Origin of the sequence: Aeromonas sp. s5, from assembly GCF_040907865.1 — a bacterium.
Classification (GTDB): Bacteria; Pseudomonadota; Gammaproteobacteria; order Enterobacterales; family Aeromonadaceae; genus Aeromonas; species Aeromonas dhakensis.
The window spans coordinates 333190-350156 of record NZ_JBFOCO010000023.1; the positions used below are offsets into that span (position 1 = coordinate 333190).

At 63.8% G+C, this 16967-nt stretch carries 12 protein-coding genes; 5 read left to right on the forward strand and 7 right to left on the reverse strand.

Features of this window, described 5'->3' with window-relative positions; genetic code table 11:
- Positions 1–79: 79 nt before the first annotated feature.
- From AB5Y94_RS14285 to nadK, 7 genes are all read right to left on the reverse strand, one after another.
- Positions 80–1453, reverse strand: a complete 1374-nt coding sequence (locus AB5Y94_RS14285; protein WP_274181416.1) for an efflux transporter outer membrane subunit — start codon at positions 1451–1453, stop codon at positions 80–82.
- Complete coding sequence (locus tag AB5Y94_RS14290; RefSeq protein WP_279461906.1) at positions 1450–3390, reverse strand: MacB family efflux pump subunit; 1941 nt, start codon at positions 3388–3390, stop codon at positions 1450–1452. Before AB5Y94_RS14290 ends, AB5Y94_RS14285 begins: the two co-directional genes overlap by 4 nt.
- Positions 3387–4550 (reverse strand): macrolide transporter subunit MacA, encoded by a 1164-nt coding sequence (gene macA / locus AB5Y94_RS14295; protein ID WP_017780716.1) that lies wholly within the window; start codon positions 4548–4550, stop codon positions 3387–3389. The genes AB5Y94_RS14290 and macA overlap by 4 nt, the downstream gene beginning before the upstream one ends.
- Positions 4551–4775: 225 nt before the next feature.
- Entirely contained in the window at positions 4776–5216 is a 441-nt protein-coding gene (locus tag AB5Y94_RS14300; protein ID WP_005303019.1) for a universal stress protein, read from the reverse strand.
- Between the two features lie 378 nt (positions 5217–5594).
- Complete coding sequence (locus AB5Y94_RS14305) at positions 5595–6488, reverse strand: DHHA2 domain-containing protein (RefSeq protein WP_368205892.1); 894 nt, start codon at positions 6486–6488, stop codon at positions 5595–5597.
- 600 nt (positions 6489–7088) lie between these two features.
- Positions 7089–8753 carry a DNA repair protein RecN gene (gene recN / locus AB5Y94_RS14310; protein WP_368205894.1) on the reverse strand — a complete coding sequence of 555 codons (1665 nt, stop codon included), beginning with the start codon at positions 8751–8753 and terminating at the stop codon, positions 7089–7091.
- 148 nt (positions 8754–8901) lie between these two features.
- On the reverse strand, positions 8902–9786 hold the full coding sequence (gene nadK / locus AB5Y94_RS14315) for an NAD(+) kinase (RefSeq protein ID WP_005303013.1): 885 nt from the start codon (positions 9784–9786) through the stop codon (positions 8902–8904).
- A gap of 266 nt (positions 9787–10052) precedes the next feature.
- Here nadK and grpE point away from each other — a divergent pair, with 266 nt between their 5' ends.
- The 5 genes from grpE to AB5Y94_RS14340 all read left to right on the forward strand — a co-directional run bounded on the left by grpE (position 10053) and on the right by AB5Y94_RS14340 (position 16911).
- Positions 10053–10628, forward strand: coding sequence for a nucleotide exchange factor GrpE (gene grpE, locus AB5Y94_RS14320; RefSeq protein ID WP_126881410.1), 576 nt, complete (start codon positions 10053–10055; stop codon positions 10626–10628).
- 271 nt (positions 10629–10899) lie between these two features.
- Entirely contained in the window at positions 10900–12828 is a 1929-nt protein-coding gene (dnaK, locus tag AB5Y94_RS14325; RefSeq protein WP_005303009.1) for a molecular chaperone DnaK, read from the forward strand.
- A 114-nt stretch (positions 12829–12942) separates the two neighbouring features.
- Positions 12943–14085 (forward strand): molecular chaperone DnaJ, encoded by a 1143-nt coding sequence (dnaJ, locus tag AB5Y94_RS14330; RefSeq protein ID WP_005303007.1) that lies wholly within the window; start codon positions 12943–12945, stop codon positions 14083–14085.
- A gap of 263 nt (positions 14086–14348) precedes the next feature.
- Positions 14349–15839, forward strand: coding sequence for a carbohydrate porin (locus tag AB5Y94_RS14335; protein WP_368205896.1), 1491 nt, complete (start codon positions 14349–14351; stop codon positions 15837–15839).
- Between the two features lie 115 nt (positions 15840–15954).
- On the forward strand, positions 15955–16911 hold the full coding sequence (locus AB5Y94_RS14340) for an aminoimidazole riboside kinase (protein WP_368206064.1): 957 nt from the start codon (positions 15955–15957) through the stop codon (positions 16909–16911).
- The last annotated feature ends 56 nt before the right edge of the window (positions 16912–16967 follow it).

Here is a 16967-nt window from a genome sequence, read left to right on the forward strand (position 1 = left end):
GTCAGAGAGGGGAAAGCGAAGGGAAGTTCAGTGGCGTGCAGAAAAATAGCCCCCTCGCCATGGGGCGAGGGGGCTGGACTCAGAGGCGATCGCTGCCCCCCAGCGCCTTGTAGATCCTGGCCATGGTGTTGAGCTGCTCCTTCTGCTGGCCGAGCAGGGCGAGCTCGGCGTCCCACAGCCGGTTCTGCTCATCCAGCCAGGGTTGTACCCCGGTGGCGCCGGCCTGGTAGCGGGCTCTCGCCAGCCGCTCCGCCTCTTTGGCAAAGTCCAGCTGCTCGGCCAGGTAGCTCAGGCGTTGCTCGCCGTGGTGGCGGGCGGTCAGACCATCCTCCACCTCCACCAGCGCACCGTAGAGCTGCTTGCGAAACTCCGCTTCGGCTATCTGGTAATCGAGCTTGGCGCCGGCGATGGCGAGCCGGGTCTTGTTGTACTCGAGGAAGGGCAGCGCCAACGTGGCGCCCAGGGTGCCCACCGGGTTTTGCAGCACCTGGGTCAGGGTGTCCGAGCTGCTGTTGGCGCCGCCGGTCAGCTTCAATGTGGGGTAGAGGCCCGTGCGGATCTCGTCCCCCTTCGCCAGGGTCTTGCGCAGGCGCAGCTCGGCGGCACGCACGTCGGGACGCCGCGCCAGCACGTCGGCCGGAATGCCGACCGCCAGGGTGGGGATGGCGGCCGTCGGCAGCGCCTTGGGTTCGAACGCCAGCGGGCCGCTGCTGCGACCGAGCAACAGGCGCAGGGCATTGCGGGCCTGCTCCTGCTGCATCAGAAGCGAGCTGAGCTCCGCCTGTTTGCCGGCCTTCTGCTGGCTGGCCTGCACCAGATCGAGCCGGGTCACGGCGCCAGCCCGGTACTTGGCCTGGGTCAGCTGCTCGGCGCGCACATAGTTGGCGAGCTGCTGCTGGCCCAGGGTGATGGCCGAGCCAAGGTAGGCCAGCTGCCAATATTGCTCGAGCGCCTTGCCGATCAGCATCAGGCGGGTGGCGGCCAGATCCTGGGCGGACGCCTCGGCCTCCCAGCTAGCCTGATCCCGCACCGAGGCGAGCCTGCCCCACAGATCCACCTCATAGCCGAGGGTCAGGGAGGGGCCCATGCTGCCTTCACTCTTGCCGCTCTTCAGATTCTTGGTGCCATTGCCGCCGAGGCTGGCATCGACCGAGGGGGTCAGGTTGGTGTCGGCCAGATCGGCACTGAGCAGGGCGCTGCGCAGGCGCAGGCCGGCGACCTGCATGTCCGGGTTGGCCGCCAGCACGGCCTCGATCAGCCGATTGAGCTCGGGATCGTGGAAGCCCTGCCACCAGGGGCCGGCCAGCTGGCGGTTAAGACCGTCCTCTGGCTGCTGCCAATGATCGGCCAGTGCCAGCTCCTGCCGCTGATAGCTGCTCTGCTGGCTGCAGGCGCCGAGGCCGAGCGCCAGGGTGAGGCAGAGCCCCAGTTTGGATAAGTGGTACATCGTCATTCCCTCGCCAGCGCCTCGACCGGATCGAGCCGGGCGGCATTGCGGGCGGGCAGATAGCCAAACAGGATCCCGATGAGCGAGGAACAGCCAAACGCCATCAGGATGGAAAAGAGCGAGAAGTGCATCTGGATGCTCTCCACGAACAGGGAGAAGAGCAGGCCGATGAAGAGGGATACCCCCACCCCGAGCATGCCCCCCAGCAGGCTAACCATCACCGCTTCGATCAGAAACTGCTGCAGTATGTCCGACTGGCGGGCACCGACCGCGATGCGGATGCCGATCTCGCGGGTGCGCTCCACCACCGACACCAGCATGATGTTCATTACTCCGACGCCGCCGACGATGAGGGAGATCACCGCGATGGCGGAGACCAGCAGGGTCATGGTGGCGGTGGTTTTCTCCACCGACTTGATGATGCTGTCGCTGCTGAAGGTGAAGAAGTCCTTCACCCCGTGGCGCTGGGTCAGCAGCTCGATGGCGGCCTGTTCGGCCAGCGCCGGTTGCACCCCGTCCTTGACCCGGATGGTGAGCTGGCTGAAGTGGTTCTGGGAGATGAGGCGGCTCATCACGGCGCTGTAGGGCAGCCAGACGTTCACCGACTGGCCGCTGCGACCAAACCCGGTCTCCTCTTCCACCACGCCGACGATGCGCACCGGCAGGGTGCCGACCAGCACCACCTGGCCGACGGGATCCTGCTTGCCGAGCAGGCTCTCTATGGTCTTGCCGTCCACTACCGCCACCGCGGTCCGGTTCTGGATGTCGCGCTCGTCAAACAGCCGGCCGTTGGTGAGCTTCATCCCCTTGACCCGGAAGAAGTCGCTGCCGACCCCGACTATGCTGCCGCTGTTGGTCTTGTTGCGATAGCGCAGCTGGCCGGAGGCGGCGATCTGGGGGCTGGCCCCTTCCAGGTAGGGTTGGCCGAGCAGGGCGTCGAGATCCCGCTTGTTGAGGGTCTGGATGCTGGCGGCTTTCTCGTCCCCCCAATCCTTGCCGGGGAAGATGTCGATGGTGTTGGTGCCCATGGCATTGATCTGGTCGATCACCTTGGCACGGGCCCCCTGGCCGAGCGCCACCACGCTCACCACGGCGGCGATACCGATGATGATGCCGAGCATGGTGAGGAAGGTGCGCATGCGGTGGGCCAGCATGGCGTGCAGCGCCATGCGTGCCGCTTCCCGGTAGCGATCCCAGTCGTGGCCTGCCCCTTCCTTGCCGGCGGGGGCGGCGGTCGGGGTCACGGGGGCGGCCGGTTTGCGGCCGCTGTCTTCCTGCACCCGGCCATCTTTCAGGGTGATGATCCGGTCGGCGTGGCTGGCCACCTCCATGTCGTGGGTCACCAGTATGATGGTGTGGCCCTGGGCGTGCAGCTCCCTGAGGATGGCCATCACCTCCTTGCCGCTCTGGCTGTCGAGGGCCCCGGTGGGTTCGTCCGCCAGGATCACCTCGCCGCCGTTGGCCAGCGCCCGGGCGATACTGACCCGCTGCTGCTGGCCGCCAGAGAGCTGACTCGGGGTGTGATGGCTGCGCTCGCTGAGCCCCAGTCGCGCCAGCAGTGCCTGGGAGCGGGCCTGGCGCTCGGCCCGTGGCGTGCCGGCGTAGACGGCCGGGATCTCCACGTTGGCGGCGGCATTGAGGTGCGGCAACAGGTGGTAGCGCTGAAAGATGAAGCCGAAGTGGTGACAGCGCAGCCTGGCGAGGGAGAGGGCGTCCAGGGTGGCGGTGTCCTGGCCGCGGAACAGGTACTGGCCGCTGCTAGGTCGATCGAGGCAGCCGAGCAGGTTCATCAGGGTCGACTTGCCGGAGCCGGAGGCGCCGACGATGGCGATCATCTCTCCCGCCTCGATGGTGAGATCGAGGGGATGGAGCACGGTCACTTCCTGCTCTCCGCTCTGGTAGCGCCGCTCGATCCCCTTGAGCTGGATCAGAGGCTCGCTCACAGCATGATCTCCACGTCATTGCCACTGACCGGCGAACCCTGGTTCAGGGTGACCTTCTCCTGTTCGCTCAGGCCGCTGACCACCTCCACCTTGATGTCATCCTTCATGCCGGTCTTGATGCGGCGAGTCTCCTTCTGGTCATCCTCCTTGAGCAGGGTGACCTCGTACTCGTTCTCCCCGAGCTTCTTGCCAAGGGCGGTCTGCGGAATGGTCAGCACCTGCTTGCGCTCGCCGAGCACTATGGTGACCTGGGTGGTCATGGCGACCCGCAGGGTGTGATCCGGGTTGGGCACGTCGAACAGGGCGTAGTAGTAGACGGCGGCGTTGTTGGTGGCCGTGGTGCTGGTGGCCTGCTCATTGATGTTGGTGGGGGCCAGCTCGACGGTGCGCAGGGTGCCGTGGTAGCGGGTGTCCGGATCCCCCATCAGGGTGAAATAGACCGGCATGCCGGCCTTGACCCGGGTGACGTCCGCTTCCGAGATCTGCGCCTTGACCGTCATGGTCTCCAGGTTGGCGAGCTTGAGCAGGGTCGGCACCGTCTGGCTGGCGGCCAGGGTCTGCCCCTGGCGGGTCACTATGCTGACGACGGTACCATCCATGGGCGCCTGAATGCGGTTGTAGCCGAGCTCCGTCTTGGCTCGCTCCACCTTGATCTGGGCATTGTCGACTTCAGCCAATGCCCCCTGCAGCTCGGCTCTGGTCACGGCCAGCTGGGCTTCGGCGCTCTCCAGATCGGCGCGCGAGCTCGCCTCCTGCCTGAACATCTGCTGCTGGCGACGCCAGCTCAGCTCGTTCTGCTTGAGCTGGGCCTGCTTGATCTTGAGCTGGGCGCGGCGGCTGGCGAGATCCGCCTCGGCGGTCTTGAGGTTGTTCTGGGCGATCAGCGGATCGATCTCGGCCAGCAGGTCTCCCTGCTTGACCTTCTGACCTGCCTCTACCGCCAGATAGGTGACCTGGCCCGAGACCTGGGCACCGACGTCTACCTGCTCGATGGCCTGCAACACACCGCTGGCCAGTACGGTCTGCTCCACGTCCTGGCGGGTCACCTCGGCGGTCAGTACCGGCTCGGGAGCCTTGCTCGGCCAGGCCAACCAGCCGATGGCGAGCACGGGCACGAGGGCGAGCAGGGCAATTTTTCTCTGCTTGGGAGTGATGTTCATTTTTCACCTGAAAGAAGCGAACGAAGGCGTGCAAGGGCAACATCCTGCAGCAAACGAGGCTCAAAAAACAGTGATGAATATGTAAGAAAACATGTAGATAGTCTTGTCACTAGCGTGCCCTAGTTGGGCTTCCTGGCGAGCAGACGGGGCGGGGGGGCAGCGGGCGAAAAAGCCCGCTGCGGGCGGTCATTCGGGTACCCGGCCTGAGTCGGCGGGGGCCGGTCGTCAGCCGACGGCCTTGAGTTGTTCGGCGTAGGGCTCGTGGCAGATCTGGATGTCGAGCGGCAGCTTGTAGATAAGCAGGCGGGCCAGGGAGCCCTCCATCCAGTGGTGGCGACTGCCGACCAGCAGCAGATCCATCGGGTGAGTGGCCAGCCAGCGTTTCAGGTCAGGCACCACGTCATCGACCACCAGGCACTGGTAATCCACCGGGTGTTGCAGGGTGGTGATGAGCTCGCTGATGATGGCCTTGGCGTCCAGCGTACCCTGGGCGCTGCGCTCCTCTTCCGACAGCGACAGGCTGTTGCGGCGCATCTTGCTGCTGTGGGTCAGGTGCAGCAGGGTGAGCTCGCCCCCCATTCCTTGTGCCAATTGACTCGCTTTGGCCAGCGTCTCCTGCTCGTAATCTTTGCCTTCCAGCAACAGCACGATATTGGTTGAGGTCATAAGCAATTCTCCCTTGGCATGGTGCGGGCCACCAGGGACAAACGGCCTGTCCCAGATCACTGTGTACCCGCTATGTGTCGCATAGCACGAACCTGTCTCTGTGGCTGTCGGTGTCAGCGGGTGTCGCTGATGCAGCGCCAGGGCATGCTCGTTTACATCATCATAACAGACTGAGTTGAATGGAAAATGAAGGAAAACCTGGGCTGGACGGGCAAATGACGTGCGAGCCGTCAAAAGTGCGAGCAAAGCCGGGATTGGCCCCTCTCTGGAGCCATGCCGGAGGGTGTTGACTGGCAGACGGCAAGATAACAAGAGAGTGGGTGGGACGGGTGAGCAGAACGGCGAGTCCGGCGTGAAGCGGGACTCGCCGGGTCAGCGTCAGAGTGGCTTGCCTGCCAGATAGCTCGTCAGCCAAGGCAGCCCCTCTTTCTTGCGACTGACGGCGCCGATCAGCTGGATGGGGTGGGCGGGCAGGATGCCGTTGCTGGCGAAATGGAGCTGGCTGCCCCCCTGAGCCAGGTCGGTTAGCATCAGGACATAGGCATCCAGCCCATCCTCTGCCAGCCGCAGCTGCATGGCTTGTTCCAGTTCCGCCTGCCGGCTGTGCAGTTGACCCGGATCCATCACGCAGATCTGGCTGACATAGAGCTGGTAGCCGGCTATCTGGTAGGCCTTCTCGTCGGCGGTGAGCAGCTCGGCCATGGGGGCGTCACCAAGCTGGGTGCGGCGCTCCAGCAGGGTCTGGGCAAAGGGCTCCAGCGCCAGATCCGCCAGCGGCAGCAGGGCATGGACGGCGGCGCGATCGCGCGCCGTGGTGGTGGGCGAGGTGAGGCTGAAGGTATCGCTGATGATGGCCCCCAGCAGCAGGCGAGCCTGGGCGCGGGAGAGGGTATGGTAACCCATCAGCTCCAGCAGCACGGTGGCGCTGCAACCCACGGCCCGGATCCAGGCATCGAGCGGCCCACGGGTAATGAGGGTGCCGATGCGGTGGTGGTCGATGAGGCCCTGCACGTCGGCCTCTGTCAGTCCATCCGGCCCCTGCTCCAGCTCGCTGAAATCCACCAGGAACACCTCTTTGTTGGCCACGCTGCCCTGCAGCAGGGGCGGGGCGGCGACGCCGGCGGTTTCCAGAATGAAGCGGGTTTCGGCGATGGGTTCGCCAAGGGCATAGGCCTGGGCAGGGCGGCCCTGGCGATTGAGCCAGTCGGCAGCCACCAGGGCGGTACAGATGCTGTCGCTATCGGGATTCTTGTGACCAAACACGTGGAGCATGGTGCCATTCCTGCGGTTGATGACGTACCTGAGGCAAGATCAGGTATGCGGGGCAAACGGGAAAACAGGGGCTTGCCCTGCTCTGGATTCACTCTATGCGCCGTCCCCGCTCATGGCAACCGGCGCAGGCCGCCCTGCGGCGGGCGAGACCCTGTTGTAAAAGGGGCGCTCACTCCTGCTGCTGAATCGCCTTGGGGCTGGGTAGGGAGGCAGACCCGGGCAGCAGATTAGGGCAGGGAGGCAAACTCGGACAGGGAGACAAGCGGAAGGAGATAGCTGTGTGGCAAGCGCCGGGGGATCGCCCATGGCCGCAAGGTTCACGCTGCAAGAGGTGGATAGGGGGATGGGCAAGCAAAGAGATTAGGCCGCGTCTCGGTATGAGCGAGAGGCTATGAGGCTTCGATCCGGCCAGGCAGGCCGTGACCATTCAAACCGCCAGAAAGTGATCTCTCGGGGGGGGAGCTCTCCAGAATGCGGCAACGGCGGCATGGTGATGATGCACCCGCCGCGGCGCAGCAAACCGCCGTCACCAGCAGGCGGGGTTACGCGGGGAACCTGATCCTCAACGTGGGCCCCGCGTGCAGATGGCTGACCTTTGCCTCAGCAGGCCAGCAGTTCGCGAGCGTTGGCCAGGGTGTTGTCGGTGATCTGATCGCCCCCCAGCAGACGGGCCAGCTCGTTGAGACGGGCACTTTGATCCAGCGCCTGCATCTGGGTTTCGGTGGTCTTGCCGTCGGTGTGCTTGCTCACCACCATGTGCTGGTGCCCCTTTCCTGCGACCTGGGGTAGGTGGGTGACCACCATCACCTGGGTCGATTCCCCCAGCTGGCGCAGCAGGCGCCCTACCACGGCCGCTGTCGGGCCGCTGATCCCCACGTCCACTTCATCGAAGATGAGGGTCGGCGTCGAGATCTTGCGGGCGCTGATCACCACGATGGCGAGGCTGATACGCGACAGTTCGCCGCCGGAGGCCACCTTGCCGAGCGGCTGGATGGGCTGGCCCGGGTTGGTGGTGACCATGAACTCCACCCGGTCGATGCCGAGCGGTGACAGGCTGCTCTGGGCATCGGGGCGCACCTCAATGGCGAAGCGGCCGTCCGGCATCGCCAGCTCGTGCATGCTGGCACTCACCTTGGCGCCGAGCTCTTTGGCATAGCGTTGGCGACTCTGGCTCAGGGCCTCGGCGGCCTGCACGAAGGCCTGGCGGGCCTCGGCCAGCTCGTCTTCCATCCCCTCCAGCCGTTCCTCGTCGGAGTTGAGGCGCGCCAGATCGGCGGCCAGCTCCTGATGGTGCAGGGCCAGCTCGGCCGGTTTGACGTGGTGCTTGCGGGCCAGGTTGATGGCCTTGGAGAGGCGGCTCTCCAGCTCGTTGAAGCGCTCTGGATCCAGCTCCAGCCGATCCAGGTAGCTGCGCAGCTCGCTGTGGCTCTCCTGCACCCCGATGAGGGCCTCGTTGAGCATGCCGAGCACGTCGCCCAGCCGGCTGTCCATGGCGACCAGCCCCTCGGCCCGATCGACGACGGTCTGCAGCAGACCGGCGATGGTGGTCTCCTCGTTGTCATAGAGCAGATCCAGACAGGCGCCGCACTCCTGCATCAGCTCGGTGCCGTTGGCCAGGCGCTGATGCTCCTCTTCAATCTCTTCAAACTCCCCCGGTTGCAGGGCAAATTCATCCAGCTCCTGCACCTGGTATTCGATGAGCTGGCGGCGGGCCTCCCGCTGCTGCTGCTCGGCCTTGAGCCGGTTGAGCTCGTTCTGCAGCTGGCGCCACTGCTGGTAGTGGCGGCGCACCTCATCGAGCAGCAGATGGTGGCCGGCGTAGCCATCGAGCAGGGCGAGCTGGTAATCGGGTTTGAGCAGCATCTGGTGGGCATGCTGGCCATGGACGTTGACCAGCAGCTGGCCCAGGTTCTTGAGCTGGGTGAGGGGCACGGGCACGCCGTTGATGTAGCTGCGCGAACGCCCCTCGGCGGAGATAACCCGTCGCACTATGCATTCCCCTTCGTTTTCCAGCTCGTTGGTGGCCAGCCAGGCGCGAGCGGCCGGGTTGCCGTCCAGCAGGAAGCGGGCGCTGACCTCGCTCTTGTCACTGTCCGGTCGCACCATGCCCGCTTCGGCACGCTCCCCCAGGCACAGGCCCAGGGCGTCGATGGCGATGGATTTACCCGCCCCGGTCTCACCCGTGATGCAGGTCATGCCCGGTTGCAGATCGAGTTCGAGAAACTTGACGATGGCGAAGTTGTTGACGGTCAGCTGGGTCAGCATGGTCTCATCCTGTATGGGCCAACATTACTGTGTATGCATCCAGTATATACTGGTTTTCCATACAGTAAAGATGTCGCCGCGGGACGGAATGCAAAACGGCCCGCGTCAGGGGCCGTTTTGTGAGAAACAGGGAGTGCAGGGCTGGAGATCAGAACAGCTTGCTGCCCCAGCCGAGCTTGTTGCGCAGCACGTGGAAGTAGCTGTAATCCAGCGGATGCACCAGATGCAGCTTGTGGCTGCTCTTCTTGATGAGGATCTCGTCCCCCGGGTGGACCGCCAGCGTCACCTGGCCGTCGCAGCTCACTTGCATGGCGTCGTCCTGATTGTCCGGTGAGACCAGCAACCGCACTTCGCTGTCGGCGTCCAGCACTATGGGGCGGCTGCTCAGGGTGTGCGGGAACATGGGCACCAGCGTGATGGCGTTGAGCTTGGGGGTGAGGATGGCGCCGCCCGCCGACAGGGAGTAGGCGGTGGAGCCGGTAGGGGTGGCCACTATGATGCCGTCCGAGCGCTGGCTGTACATAAAGCTGCCGTCGATGTAGACCTCGAACTCGATCATGTGGGCAATCTTGCCCGGGTGCAGCACCGCCTCGTTGACCGCAAGGTTGTTGGACTTGCGCTCGCCGTGGCGATAGACCGCCGCCTCCAGCAGGAAGCGGTGCTCGCTCTTGTAGTGGCCGCACAGCACCTGCTCCAGCGGCAGCAGGTAATCCTGCGGCGAGAGATCGGTGAGAAAGCCGAGGTTGCCCCGGTTCACCCCGATCACCGCCACGTCGAAGCGCGACAGTACCCGCGCCGCCCCCAGCATGTTGCCGTCACCACCGACCACGATGGCGAGATCCGCCTGCTGGCCCAGTTGCACCAGATCCATCACGTTCTCGTCCATGATGCCGAGGGCGTGGGCCACCCGGCTCTCTACCAGCACCCGAAAACCGCGGGTGGTCAGGTATTGATGCAGGCCGGTCAGGGTCTGGTTGGCCCCTTCGTGGTGGGGCTTGCCAATCAGGGCGATGGTTTTGAACGGAGAATCCATGGTCTGTCGGGTCTGGGATGAGTATTGGGGGGAGTATACCGCGCTTTGGGGGGGATTTGTCTGCTGCCGGCGTGTCCGCTTGCGCCATGGGGCGGGAAAACACCGTAAATTGCCTGTCGCGTCACCTCCTTGGCGATAATGGCGCCCTTTTCCCCTTGAAAGCCGGGGATCCATCCCCATAATAGCGCCAACATAGTCGGCCCGTTGCCGTCCGGTCGCGCAACCGGAGAGCGGGCCCTCATAAGTAACCCGCAATTGGAGATGTCATGAACCACGAAGAACAAAAGGTTGAAGCGATGGAGCAAGTGGAAGCCCAGCCAGTCGAGCCGACCGATGTAGACAGTGAAGTGACAGCCGAGCAGGCCCGCATTGCCGAGCTGGAGGCGCAGCTGGAAGCTGCCCAGCAAGCCTCTGCCGAAGAGCGCGAGCGCGCCATTCGTGCCGTCGCAGAGATGGAGAACCTGCGTCGTCGCGCGGCGCAGGACGTGGAGAAGGCGCACAAGTTCGCGCTGGAGAAGTTCGCCGCCGAGCTCTTGCCGGTGCTGGACAACATGGAGCGTGCCATCGAGCTGGCCGACAGGGAAAACGACGCCCTCAAGCCGATGATCGAAGGGGTCGAGCTGACCCTGAAATCCATGCAGAGCGGCGTGGCCAAGTTCGGCCTGGCGGCGCTGGATCCGACCAACCAGCCGTTTGACCCCAACGCCCATCAGGCGATGAGCATGGTGCCGAGTGCCGACGTGGCGCCGAACACCGTCATCGCCGTGATGCAGAAAGGCTACGAGCTGAACGGTCGCGTGATCCGTCCGGCCATGGTCATGGTATCCAAGGCCGTCGACTGAGTCGGTGCTTGATGCCCAGGCCCGCCGCTTGGCGGGCTTTTTGTTGTGTATCCCTGCGGTGCGTCATGGCCCGGCCATGACAAAAGGCGGGGTTTTTGCAGGGCGGGGCTTGAAGTGGCCACTTGCGACCCCATATAGGATGCAAGGCCACGGCGGCACAAAAAATTTGATGCCGGGAGCTTGAAAGCCAGATTGGCAGGCCCCACCTAGCCGTTAACGCATTAAGGCGAGCCCCTCGCCAGTTTATTCAAAGTATTTGGAGATTCGTCAAATGGGTAAAATCATCGGTATTGACCTGGGTACTACCAACTCCTGCGTCGCTATTCTGGATGGCGACCATGCTCGCGTGATCGAGAACGCGGAAGGCGACCGTACTACTCCGTCCATCATTGCCTATGCCGATGACGGCGAAATCCTGGTTGGTCAGCCGGCCAAGCGTCAGGCCATCACCAACCCGAAGAACACGCTGTTCGCCATCAAGCGTCTGATCGGCCGTCGTTTCGAAGATGACGAAGTACAACGTGACCTGAAAATCATGCCGTACGCCATCGCCAAGGCCGACAACGGTGACGCCTGGGTCGAGGTGAAAGGCAAGAAAATGGCACCGCCGCAGATCTCTGCCGAAGTGCTGAAAAAGATGAAGAAGACCGCCGAAGACTACCTGGGCGAGCCGGTCACCGAAGCCGTCATCACTGTACCGGCCTACTTCAACGACGCCCAGCGTCAGGCCACCAAGGATGCTGGTCGCATCGCCGGTCTGGATGTAAAACGCATCATCAACGAACCGACTGCAGCGGCTTTCGCCTACGGCGTCAACAAGGTCAAGGGCGAGCGCAAGGTCGCCGTGTATGACTTAGGGGGCGGTACCTTCGATATCTCCATCATCGAGATCGACGAAGTGGAAGGCGAAACCACCTTCGAAGTACTGGCGACCAACGGTAACACCCACCTGGGTGGTGAAGACTTTGACAACCGCGTCATCAACTACCTGGTAGACGAGTTCAAGCGCGAGCAGGGCATCGACCTGCGCAACGACCAGCTGGCCCTGCAGCGTCTGAAAGATGCCGCCGAGAAAGCCAAGATCGAGCTCTCTTCCGCCCAGCAGACCGACGTCAACCTGCCGTACATCACTGCCGATGCCACCGGTCCGAAGCACATGAACATCAAGGTGACCCGCGCCAAGCTGGAATCCCTGGTGGAAGACATGGTGAAGGACTCTCTGGAGCCGGTTCGCGTCGCCCTGAAAGACTCCGGTCTGGCGGTTGGCGAGATCGACGACGTGATTCTGGTTGGTGGTCAGACCCGTATGCCGCTGGTTCAGAAGACAGTTGCCGAGTTCTTCGGCAAAGAGCCGCGCAAAGACGTCAACCCGGACGAAGCCGTGGCCATGGGTGCTGCCATCCAGGGTGCCGTTCTGTCCGGTGACAAGACCGACGTACTGCTGCTGGACGTGACCCCGCTTTCTCTGGGTATCGAAACCATGGGCAGCGTGATGACTGCGCTTATCGAGAAGAACACCACCATTCCGACCAAGAAGTCTCAGGTGTTCTCCACTGCCGAAGACAACCAGTCTGCCGTGACCATTCACGTGCTGCAGGGTGAGCGCAAGCGCGCCAGCGACAACAAGTCTCTGGGCCAGTTCAACCTGGAAGGCATCCGTCCGGCACCGCGTGGTCTGCCGCAGATCGAAGTGACCTTCGACATCGACGCCAACGGCATCCTGCACGTCTCCGCCAAAGACAAGGAGACCAACAAGGAGCAGAAGATCACCATCCAGGCCTCCTCTGGTCTGTCTGATGACGAGATCGAGCGCATGGTACGTGAAGCCGAAGCCAACGCGGCCGAGGACAAGAAGTTTGAAGAGCTGGTGCAGGCCCGCAACCAGGCTGATGGTCTGGTCCACTCCGTGCGCAAGCAGGTTACCGAAGCCGGTGAAGCCCTGCCTGCCGACGACAAGACCAAGGTCGAAGCTGCACTGAGCGAGCTGGAAACCGCCATCAAGGGCGACGACAAGGCCGTTATCGAGGCCAAGCAGCAGGCACTGCTGGAAGCGTCCCAGAAGCTGATGGAGATTGCCCAGCAGCAGGCTCAGGCGCAAGGCGCCGCCGGTGCTGACGCCGGTCAGTCCTCCTCTTCCGCCAAGGCTGACGACGACGTGGTCGATGCCGAGTTCGAAGAAGTGAAAGACGACAAGAAATAAGCCCGATCCAGATGGGCGAAGTCCGCTTCGCCCATCGGCTTGATTCTATGAATTTACGGGCGTTGGGTGACCAACGCCCGTCTGCGTAACTGCTGATATAGCAACAGGATAAGTATGTCGAAGCGCGATTTCTACGAAGTGCTGGGGGTATCGAAAGATGCCGACGAGCGCGAGATCAAGAAGGCGTACAAGCGTCTGGCCATGAAGTATCACCCTGATCGCAACCAGGGGGATGCCGGTGCCGAAGAGAAGTTCAAAGAGGTCAAGGAAGCTTACGAGATCCTGACCGATGCCAACCTGCGTGCCCGCTATGACCAGTACGGCCACGCCGGCGTGGATCAGAGCCAGGGTGGCGGTGGCCACGGTGGCTTTGGCGGTGGCGCCGATTTCGGCGACATCTTCGGCGACGTGTTTGGCGATATTTTCGGTGGCAGCCGTGGTGGTGGCCGTCGCGGCCCGGCCCGTGGCTCCGACCTGCGCTACACCATGGAGCTGACCCTGGAAGAGGCGGTGCGCGGGGTCTCCAAGGAGATCAAGGTACCGACCTTGGTCCACTGTGAGGTGTGTAACGGCTCCGGTGCCCACACCGGCAGCTCTGCCCAGACCTGCCCGACCTGCCACGGCTCCGGCCAGGTGCAGATGCGTCAGGGCTTCTTTGCGGTGCAGCAACCCTGCCCCCACTGCCACGGTCGCGGCAAGATCATCAAGGATCCGTGCCGCAAGTGCCATGGCGAGGGTCGCTACCAGAAGACCAAGACCCTGTCGGTCAAGATCCCGGCTGGCGTCGACACTGGCGATCGCATCCGTCTCTCCGGCGAAGGGGAAGCGGGGGAGGCCGGCGCACCGGCGGGCGATCTGTATGTACAGGTGCACGTCAAGGAGCACGAGATCTTCGTGCGTGACGGCAACAACCTCTACTGCGAAGTGCCCATCAGCTTTACCGCGGCAGCCCTGGGTGGCGAGATCGAAGTGCCGACCCTGGATGGCCGGGTCAAGCTCAAGGTCACCCCTGAGACCCAGACCGGCAAGATGTTCCGCATGCGGGGCAAGGGCGTCAAGTCCGTGCGCTCCGGCCAGGTGGGGGATCTGATGTGCAAGGTGGTGGTGGAGACCCCGGTCAAGCTGACCGAGCAGCAAAAAGAGCTGCTGCGCCAGCTAGATGAATCCTTCAGCGGTGCTGCCGCCAAGACCCACAAGCCGAAATCGGAAGGCTTCTTCGAAGGGGTGAAACGCTTCTTCGACGATCTGACCAGCTGATGTTCGCGACCCAGATATCAAGAGCCGGCCCTGTGCCGGCTCTTTTTTTGCCCCAGCTTTAGCAAGATCCCCGCTTATTGAGTGGATCCCGATGAGGGATCTTCCTCACAACTTCCGCCAATTCCTGCTGTACGAATGTTATCCCGCTCACACTTGAGCTGAAACGGTTTAGCTGATGTATTGAGTTAGCTAAATTGGTTTAGCTATGCTCTCGTCGTCGATAACAACAGGCCCGACCGGGCAACAGATGACAGGTGAGGACGATGACGATGTGCAAGCACAAGTTGGCGCTGGCGGTAGCGCTGGGATTGGGGATGAGCAGCCCGCTGTGGGCGGCGGATGGTGGTATCGAGGCCCGTTTGGCGGCGCTGGAGGCGCGGGTGCAGGCGGCCGAGGCGCGCGCCACCGCCGCCGAAGCGCGGGCCGATGAGGCCCAGAGCAAGGCAAACGAAGCCCGCGAGACGGCCGTGGTGGCCAAGGCCCAGAGCGAGAAGGTGGACAAGCAGACCGCCGGGGCCCAGGGTTTCGAGTTCCACGGCTATGCCCGCTCGGGCCTGCTGGTCAACGGCAATGGCAACGGCGGTCGCGGCGGCCCCTACATCACCCCGGCCGGCTCGGTGGGTGGCGCCGTGGGTCGCCTTGGCAACGAGGATGACACCTACATGGAGGCCAACCTGCTGAAGACCCAGACCTTCGCCGATGGCAGCTGGGCCCGCTACAAGTTGATGCTGGCGGACGGGGTGGAGACCAGCAACGACTGGACCGCTAGCGATTCCAGTCTCAACACCCGCCAGGTGTTTGCCGAGATCGGCGATCTGGCGAGTTTCGACGGTCCCTTCAAGCATGCTGTGTTGTGGGCGGGCAAGCGCTTTGACCGGGACAACTTCGACATCCACTGGCTCGACTCGGACGTGGTGTTCCTGGCCGGCACTGGCGGCGGCGTCTACGACGTGCAGCTGGCCGACAGCTGGAAGGCGAACTTCTCCCTCTACGGGCGCGACTACGGCGACATCAGTGCGAGCGGTCTCTCCGACATCGAGAGCTACATCCTCACCATGAACAACCGGGTCGGCAACTGGCAGTGGATGGTGAACGGCCTCTCCGCCAAGGACAACGAGGCGCGCATCAACGACGGCGGCGCCGGCAGCGAAGCGGCGAACAAGGGGGCACACACCCTGCTGGCCTACCACGCCGACAGCTTCTTTGGCATCAACCCCGGCTTCTCCAAGGCGGCCGTGCTGTATGGCCACGGCCTGGGTGCCGAACTCAAGGGGCTGGGTTCCGACAGCGAGCTGCTGGCGGACGCCGATGCGGTGCGGGTCGCCGTGTTTGGCGCCACGGATCTCAGTCCGCGCTGGCGTGTCGCCCCGGCCCTGCTGGCCGAGCAGAGCAAGGACCGTTACGTGAAGGGGGACGAGTACCGCTGGGTGACCCTCAATGGCCGGCTGGCCCAGGTGCTGAGCCAGAACGTCGAGCTGGTCTACGAGGCCACCTGGCAGTACATGGATCTCGATCCCAAGGGCTACAAGGGGCGTCAGGCGGTGAGCGGCGACTTCACCAAGCTCACCTTAGCCCCCACCTTCAAGGCGCAGACCGCCGGCTTCTTCGAGCGGCCCGAGTTGCGGGTATTCGCCACCTGGATGGACTGGTCCTCCGAGCTTGACAGCTACGCCAGCACCGATGCCATGGGCCAGAGCAACTTCACCGCCGGCGGCGAGTGGAACTTCGGCGTGCAGATGGAAACCTGGTTCTAGTTCGTTATCCCGATCACAAAAATGGCAGCCGGCGTCGGGATCTGTTGGTTGGCTAAAACGGTTTAGCTGATAATGCCAGCCAACAAAACAGAGTCTGGGTTTGACAGTCGATCCGATGCAGCAGTGGAGTAGCAAGGTGACGAATCGTGTGTGGGTAATGGGGGATGCGGTGGTGGACTTGATCCCGGAAGGGGAGCAGCACTACCTCAGGTGTCCGGGCGGCGCGCCGGCCAACGTGGCGGTCGGGGTGGCCCGGCTTGGCGGTGAGTCGGCCTTTATCGGCCGGGTCGGCGCCGATCCCTTCGGCCGCTTCATGGCCGATACCCTGGCCAGCGAAGGGGTCGACACCCGTCACTTGATCCAGGATCCGGCCTATCGCACCAGCACGGTGCTGGTGGAACTCGATGAGGCAGGGGAGCGCAGCTTCACCTTCATGGTGAGGCCCAGCGCGGATCAGTTCCTGACCCCCGCCGATCTGCCGGTCTTCCAGGCCGGGCAGTGGCTGCTCACCTGCTCCATCGCGCTCGCCAACGAGCCGGTACGCAGCAGTTCTCTGCAAGCCATGGCGACCATCAAGGCGGCAGGGGGGCGGGTCTGCTTCGACCCCAATCTGAGGCCCGAGGTGTGGGGCAACCCCGCCGAGATGCTGCCCGTGGTGCGCGAGGCCATTGCGCAGGCGGACGTGGTCAAGCTCTCGCTGGAGGAGCTGCAACTGCTAAGCGGTCTGGACGATCTGGCTGCGGGGCTCGCCACCATTTCAGGCCCGACCCTGGTGCTGGTGACCCGGGGGGCGGCCGGCGTGGTGGCTCGCCTCGGCGGCGAGCTGCTGGAGTGGGTGGGGCCCAAAGTGACTCCCATCGACACCACGGGGGCGGGGGATGCCTTCGTCGCCGGCCTGCTGAGCGCCCTGGCCGAACGGACCTCGCTGCCCGCTCTGGATGAGCTGCCTGCCATCCTGGCCCGGGCCCACGGCTGCGGGGCGCTGGCTACCACCGCCAAGGGGGCGATGACGGCGCTGCCGAGTCGCATCGAACTGGATGCCTTTTTGCGATCGGGGGCAAGCGGCTGTTGATCCGCGGCTAGAACCGCGGGTCGACAGGTCCTACTCTCATGTGACACGGGCCTGCC